General features: G+C 56.7%; 7 protein-coding genes. All 7 read left to right on the top strand.

Annotated elements, in window-relative coordinates; all coding sequences use genetic code 11:
• Window positions 1–2,244: Tn3 family transposase (locus ACT3UA_RS13640; protein WP_444616968.1), on the top strand; the 2,244-nt coding region annotated here is incomplete at its 5' end.
• 337 nt (window positions 2,245–2,581) lie between these two features.
• Window positions 2,582–2,962 carry a hypothetical protein gene (locus tag ACT3UA_RS13635; protein WP_141393431.1) on the top strand — a complete coding sequence of 127 codons (381 nt, stop codon included), beginning with the start codon at window positions 2,582–2,584 and terminating at the stop codon, window positions 2,960–2,962.
• 203 nt (window positions 2,963–3,165) lie between these two features.
• Window positions 3,166–3,642: a hypothetical protein gene (locus ACT3UA_RS13630; protein ID WP_141393430.1), complete on the top strand. Its 477-nt coding sequence runs from the start codon at window positions 3,166–3,168 to the stop codon at window positions 3,640–3,642.
• Between the two features lie 245 nt (window positions 3,643–3,887).
• On the top strand, window positions 3,888–4,061 hold the full coding sequence (locus ACT3UA_RS13625; RefSeq protein WP_343252099.1) for a recombinase family protein: 174 nt from the start codon (window positions 3,888–3,890) through the stop codon (window positions 4,059–4,061).
• 434 nt (window positions 4,062–4,495) lie between these two features.
• Window positions 4,496–5,251: a hypothetical protein gene (locus tag ACT3UA_RS13620; RefSeq protein WP_096283071.1), complete on the top strand. Its 756-nt coding sequence runs from the start codon at window positions 4,496–4,498 to the stop codon at window positions 5,249–5,251.
• A gap of 100 nt (window positions 5,252–5,351) precedes the next feature.
• Window positions 5,352–6,515 carry a hypothetical protein gene (locus ACT3UA_RS13615; protein ID WP_346059057.1) on the top strand — a complete coding sequence of 388 codons (1,164 nt, stop codon included), beginning with the start codon at window positions 5,352–5,354 and terminating at the stop codon, window positions 6,513–6,515.
• A gap of 353 nt (window positions 6,516–6,868) precedes the next feature.
• Complete coding sequence (locus ACT3UA_RS13610; protein ID WP_096253684.1) at window positions 6,869–7,468, top strand: recombinase family protein; 600 nt, start codon at window positions 6,869–6,871, stop codon at window positions 7,466–7,468.
• Window positions 7,469–7,605 lie beyond the last annotated feature (137 nt).

The raw sequence follows: 7,605 nt of genomic DNA, 5'->3' as shown, positions 1-7,605 counted from the left end.
CTAGCCCGCTACGGGTTGGCGGGCAAGACCTCATCGCTTCGAGAACTATCAGACCAGCGGCGGGGTGCGACACTGCTCTGTGCCGTGCGCGCCTTGACGTCAGAAGTTGCCGATGATTTGTGTGATGCCTTGGACGCCATTGTCACCGAACGCGTTCTTCGCAAGGCAGCCAGGGAATCCAGTGCCGCCCGGTTGAAATCCCTGCCACGCTTGTCCAAGGCCTCACTGCAATTGGCGAAGGCCGCGAAAACACTGGTCGAGGTGTTGGACAACACGGAGTATTCCGGCGCAGAGGCCGCCTCGGTGCTGGCCGATCAGGTTTCCTTGCCCGAGATACGCGCCGCGCTGGAGGTGGTGAACGAAGTGGTGAATCCCGACGGAACCGGGGCGGACACTGCAACCGAGATGATGCGCCGGTTCGCCACCGTGCGCTCGTTCCTGCCGGCGTTGGCCGCGGCGGCACCCTTCGGGGCCACCGCGGGCGGGACGCCAACGTTGGCGGCGCTGACGGCGCTGCCGGAAGTTCTGGACGGCCGCAAAAAGGACCCGGCCGAGGTTGATCTGTCCGTGCTCTCGCCGGCTTGGCAGCGTCTTGTCACGGTTGCGGAGGAGATCGACCGCAAGGCCTATACGGTGGCGGTGATGGAGGCCGTCCATAAGGCGCTGCGGCGTAGGGACATTTTCGTGGTGGGTGGGCGTCGCTGGGGAGATCCCCGGGCGCGGTTGCTCACCGATCCGGCGTGGCAGAAAACCAAGACTGAGACCTTGAGGGCGCTCCAGCTGCCGGAAGAGCCAGCGGACCACCTGGCCGATGTTCGCCACCGCCTTGATGCCCGTTATCTTGCGGCGGCCGAGCAACTGGCCGACAATCCCGCGATACGCATTGATGATTCCGGCAAAGTCCACCTCTCACCTTTGGAGGCCAAGACGATACCGGAGTCACTGACGCAGTTGCGGAGGTTGGTCTCCGGGATGCTGCCGCGGGTGGACCTGCCCGATGTGCTGCTGGAAGTGCATTCCTGGACGGGGTTCCTCTCGGAATTCAGCCACGTCTCGGAGGCCTCCGCAAGGATGGGCCAGCTCAGCGTTTCGGTCGCCGCCATCCTGGTTGCCGAGGCATGCAACGTCGGCCTGACACCGGTGGTCAAGGAAGGCCACCCCGCACTGACTCGGGGACGCCTGACGCACGTAGATCAAAACTATGTACGCGCCGATACGCTTCGCGCGGCCAACGCCCGTCTAATCCAGGCCCAGTCCGGTCTGGGACTCGCGCAACGCTGGGGCACAGGCTTGTTGGCGTCAGTCGACGGAATGCGGTTCGTGGTGCCGGTGGCCACCGTCAATTCCGGGGCAAATCCCCGGTACTTTGGCCACGGTCGTGGATTGACTTGGCTGAACTATCTCAACGACCAGGTCTCCGGGCTGGGTGCCGTCGTGGTCCCGGGAACGGTCCGCGATTCCCTGCATATTTTGGATGGGCTGCTCGATCTTGATGGCGGCCAACGCCCCGAAATGGTCGCCACCGATACGGCCTCCTACTCGGACCAGGTTTTCGGGCTCTTCACCCTGCTCGGATACCGGTTCTCACCCCGCCTGGCAGGGTTACCGGACCAACGGTTCTGGCGCGTCGACGCCACGGCGGACTATGGGAAGCTGAACGCGGTGGCCGGCCGCAACCGAATCAACATGGAGCTCATTACGGCGAACTGGCCGGACATGCTTCGCCTTGCCGGGTCCTTGACCGCCGGGACGGTGCGCGCCTCGGAAATCCTGCGGGTCACCCAGGGCGGTGGGACACCAACTCTGCTCGGAAAGGCGTTGGCGGAGTACGGCAGAATAGCCAAGACCGAGCATCTGCTGGACTTCATCGATGCCGACGAGGGTTATCGTCGGCAAATCCACACCCAGTTGACTGTGCAGGAATCCAGACATGCGCTGGCCAGACTCGTCTTTCATGGCAGGAGAGGCCAGATACGCCAGTCCTACCGGGAGGGCCAGGAAGACCAACTTGGCTCACTCGGTCTGGTGCTGAACGCGGTCATCTTGTGGAACACCCGCTACCTGGACGCCGCGCTCACCGAACTCCGCGACCGCGGCGTCCCCGTTGCCGACGAGGACGTACAACGACTGTCGCCGCTGGTCTCGGAACACATCAACATGCTGGGTCGCTACTCTTTCGCCGCGGACTCCACCGGCACGCAACTTCGACCTTTCAGGAACCCCGACGAGGACCGGGAAGCCTGAACGAAGCAATACAGCGCTGACATCTACCGGCCCGCGAGGGGAACGCTCTACGGGACATCAAGCGCGGGTTCGAATCGGGGCGATCTGCATTTGATCCAACCGTTGCTTTGGGAACCATTCTCGACGAGGATAAGACAGACCTAGAACAGGGGGACGCATGCGCTCGAGCAAACCGACACATAAGAATCCGTGGCCACGCGACATGATAATCACTGTCGAAGATCGACCTAGCTTGCTCCTAGAGTTGCTCTGGTTACGGGAAGCTTACGAGCTGACACCTCATGGCGACAATCTCCCACCGCTACTGTCAGATACCCCAACACCCCTACGAGATGCCATGATCAGCACCTCTACTCAAGCCGAATGGGAATCTGCCTGGCCACGCATATGGCAGGCTGCTATCCATACAGGTATCGAAAGACCAGGCTGGCGCGAAGAATTCGGAGACAGCGCCTTCGACAACGACTCTTACCGCACATGGTCTCAACGGGGATGGAACGCTTATCTTGCTACCTCGCCGGTGAGAGCCGAAGAAAGTCCAGAACGGCGCGATCTCCCAAACCTAATCCCGGCTTGGCGCGCCGGCCTTCGCAAGATCATTACTATTCCTTGTACGGGTGAGTTCACGCAAAAACTTGGTGAGAACACCTTGCTTATGAACTTCGCAACGCGCAATAACAGCGACAGTTACCGGCAGGCGCTGGACACATTTGCGTGACCAGCAATAACGTGTTTGCACCCGCTACTTGGCAGTTAGTGCTGTCCCGTGAGCCGAACCCTAAACGGACCCACTGGCTAGCATTCAAATGACGCCATATGAGTTCGTGACTACTGGACACTGGTGAACGCCTGACTTTTCTCCTAATGTTGGATAAAGATGTTGTTTCGACATTCATCTAACGTTTCCGAGAAAGGCTCGTCATGAATCCTCTAACACCGCGGCTCGCTCTGGCTGTATTAACCATGTTGGCGCTAAGTGCGTGTTCTCCCAATGCTGATGGGAACCAAACACCTTCGGACACCGGCGCGGCGGTCGAAGCAGCAGTATCAGAAACGTGTGTTGCGGGGTCGGACCCGAAGTGTGTTTTGGTCAAGGGCGAGAATGTTGTACTCCCCTCTGATTTCGAACGAGTCGGAGTCAAAAACGTTTCAGCCGCCGGTGATCAGAGTCCGAATACCGTGGACGTGACGTTCACCAAAGATGGCACAAAGGTCTTCCGTGCCCTCACGGAAAAGGCCGCCCAAACTGGAAGTTCGGAACGTCTGCTCCTGAAGATCGGCGGAGAAGTACAAGCTGTCGTCACGGTAATGCAAGCAATAGATAATGGCCGGGTACAGATTGACTTCTCGCCAGACCACAGCGCTCAGGAAGCTATAGACCTAATTCAGGCAGGTTAGGAAGCGTGGCCGGCGGCCTGCCAAGGCCTTGATATCGGTGGTTTTATCGTCGATTGCGGAACCGTTCGGGTAATCAGGTAAATCACTTCTTTTGACTACAAAATCAGAGCCAGTCCCGTTAGGGGTCTGTCCGGATTGACATTTTGGACCGTACCGTAAGGAGGTCCGCAAGAGGAACGTCTTACGGGACGGGCTCAAACAGCTATAAAGAGAGACCCGTTCTGGAGGAAGCGAACGTTCCGGCAGTGAAGACATACGGTGGAGGGTTACACCGACGCACAACCATTCGACCATGCCAGCGGTGCCAAGACCAGCTGGTCATCACCCGAATGGACAGGCTCGGACGCTCGGTGCTCCACCTGGTGATCCTCGGTGCGGCCCTAAGCGAGCGTGATGTGGGATTACGTGTCCTCGAGTAGGGCATCGACACCACAACCGCAGAAGGACTTGCAAGATTCGGAATGCTCTCCGTCGACTGACAGTACTGTTTGCGATGATCCGCGATGGTTCCCTTTATGACGCTCCGGAGCAGAAAATTGCTTGACTTTTAACATAGGGGCACCCCCCGGCGTCTCGTACAACAAAGCGAACGGCTCCGAGTCCAACACTTCGAGACTCGCATAGCGTTGTATCCAAGAAACCCGCCGATCAATCTTCAAACCTCGAATCGTAACAAATACCGGATAACATTTCACTCTTAAATCCATATGGCAATGATTAAGTTCCCTAGGTAAAGCAAATTTTTCCGCATTTTCAGAACGTCGGGAGAAGTTAATCGAAAACATGAATTATTCTGTGCATTGGGCGCACAACCAGTGCCAACCCATCGTCTCCTTGCACGAAAGGTGCATTCATGAAAAAGCGTTTAGCCATTGCCGGCCTGGCGTTGTCAGGATTGCTGCTCGTAACTTCCGCGATCCCAGTTTCCGCCGCAACTGAATCCAAAGCCATCCAGGAGCTCGCCGCTATGAGCCCCGGCTTGCCCATCTCCGAGCTCAAGTCATCTCTCACGACATATGCCAAGGAAAATGGCTTGACCCTGAGCCAAGCTACCAATAAGGCACTTGCTGAAAATCGTCAATCGGTTGCGGCTGCCGCCCCTGTTGCGAGTAAGAGCTCATCGCTAACCCAGGGCGCTGCGCCAGCAAATGCCGGCGGGGGTAGGATCTACAACTTGGGGTCCGCAAAACAAGGCGGCGACGTATTCGTGATGCCTGCCGGTTATGGCATTATCAATCATGGCCACACCGGTATTTTTATTTCGAAGACAGTCCTCGTCGAAGCCCCCGGAAGAAACAAGAAGAGCAGGTCAACAAGCTCCCTCAATTACAAAGTGAGCAAAGGCGCGGTCAAACAGCAGGTAAACCACATTGCGTCAGTGAAGACCAACGCTGCCAACCGCGCAAAGGGATTGACAGGCAAGAACTACAACATGAATTTTGCTGTCAATAAATCTGCCACTGGCAGAGACATGAACTGTTCACAGCTCGTATGGGCGGCGTTCAAATTAGTAAACAAAAGCATTGACTTAGATGGAAACGGAGGGCTCGGAGTCTATCCGTACGACATCAAGAAATCGAGCCGGACGACAACATACAAAACCTTCTAACCCAACACCACCAATAATGTAGTGGGTCGGCTGACAAGAAATCTGCCGCCGACCCACTGCAGCTGATCGGAAGAAACGCAACATGACTCGAACCCGCCCCGTGGCAATCACATTGGGAACCCTGCTTGCCCTGGCTTTGTCTGGCTGCACAGGGGGTGTAGAAACGCGTGCCCCTGCGGAATCCAATCTGCAGGATCTGGGGCAAACCAAGTATGCGGTATACCTCAGCCCGCCAAGCACTGACTTGGACGCGGAGAAAGGGTCCCAAGGAAAAGTCCTGCTCTTTGAGCAAGATGGCTCCTACCAGCTGGTTGAGACAGATGGTATGGACAACGGGCTGTTCGCTTGGAACGAGAAGGCGTTGTTCTTCAGCGACATGAACAATGACTACAAGATCGATGATTCTGGACTCGAAATTTCTCCGAGCCCCAAAACGGACAGTCAGAATGGAATGTTTTCAACCGATAACGGTTCATCGATTGGAGTCTACAACGACGGCTTCATAGAAAATGGATACGCGAGTCAGGTTGTGATCTCCTCAGACGGAAAATCGACGTTGCATGAAGCCGAGGGCAACTACTTCATCACTTCCCAATGCGGTGACATGATCTATGGCGCCAGCCGCACGACAGGACGATACACTCCTCCTGGGGAGCTTGAAAAAGAACCCATGATGTTCGCCCAATTGACTGGGACCAAGAACGGGTCCGAGCACGTTCTTGGTTCAAGTAACTTAGCCACTGAAGGCGCAGTGGTTCCCGATGCACCCTGTGTAGACGGAAGTGTATATTACCTTTCCGATGCCAGCTCCCAATCGATAGGTGATCAGCCCAAGCCTGTTTTATCGGCCTGGGACACACGCACCGGTAAGTACACAGAAGTGCCTCTCACAAATGTTTCGAACGATGAACCCCTCATGCGTGATGATGGAACAGGTCTACCGCAACTGGGCTCGGCTTCCATCCGCAAGGGTGCCATTGAATGGTACGGGGCAGGAAATGCAATATTTACCACAGATCTGAAAACAGGCGAAACGACCCATAAGTTCAATGTGGAGGGGCACACCAGTCAAGCATCCTCATCCCAAGCAGTCTTCACTCCCTCTGAGGTTGTCCAGTTGGTGGACAACAACGACGGTTCCGACTACCGCATCATTGCCTATGACCGTGACACCGGACGCGAAGTTTCTCGAACAGTCCTTCCGGGCCTAGTTGACGAGTTCAGCAATGACCTCATCCTCCGAGGATTCGCGGTGCGCCCGTAACTTTGTTCCAGGCAGCCAAGTTGAATCCGGGTCGCCGCAGAAAACGGAAAAAATCGTACGCTAAGGGCGAGTGGAGCCAGATAGCAATTGGACTTCAGCTTGCCGACGGAATCAAGTCAAAGGCTGTCCCGTAGCAGGACCAGGTAGAGCCCTCTGTTTGGCTGCGCAATCAGTGGCGTCGTCCCGCAAGGGGTCTGACCGCATAATTGAATTGCAGTGTTCCGATAGCCGGTCCTCCACCGGACACGCCAACCGCTGACCTGCTGCTTTGCTAATGGTGACCTATGAAGTGTCCGTATAGGGTGTACGGTGAACTGTCCGGTGAAGGATCCCTATGTGACACACTGATCTACATGTCTAAGATCATGGTCGGTTACGCACGCGTGTCCACGGAGGAGCAAGACCTCACCGCCCAGCGTGATGCCCTGGCATCCCTCGGCGTTGAACCCGAACGCGTCTATGTTGATCATGGCTTTACCGGCAGGAACAAGAATCGCGCAGGACTTCACGAAGCCCTCGCCGCCTGCCGGGCCGGAGATACCTTCGTCGTTACCAAACTCGACCGCCTGGCCCGGTCCGTCCGAGACGCCCACGAGATAGCCGACGACCTCGCCAGACGCGAAATTAGACTCAGCATCGGTGGTTCCGTCCACGACCCCACCGACCCAATGGGCAAACTGCTGTTCAACGTCCTGGCGATGATCGCTGAGTTCGAAGCCGACCTCATCAGCATGCGCACCCGCGAAGGAATGAAGGTTGCCAAGGCCAACGGCCGACTCCGGGGAAAACAGCCAAAACTCACCGTGAAACAAGAAACACACCTCCTCGAACTGCACGATGCCGGCAAACACACCATGACCGAAATGGCAGAACTATTCTCCATCAGCCGATCCACCATCTACCGGGCCGTTGAACGCGACCAACGCAAGAAAACCGGCACAATCACTCCGTGACCTCTTCCTGCCACCACCGAAAGATGACGTGCGGCTCTCATCCGTTGCCCCACACTGCGAAAGCTTTGCGTCGGGCATTTCGCTTTTTCGCGAGCCCTATCCACGCCAGGATCGACACCGGGATGTCGTTAGCGTGA

Source organism: Glutamicibacter sp. 363 (assembly GCF_052379505.1).
Taxonomy (GTDB): Bacteria; Actinomycetota; Actinomycetes; order Actinomycetales; family Micrococcaceae; genus Glutamicibacter.
This window is presented reverse-complemented; position numbering and strand designations above follow the sequence as displayed.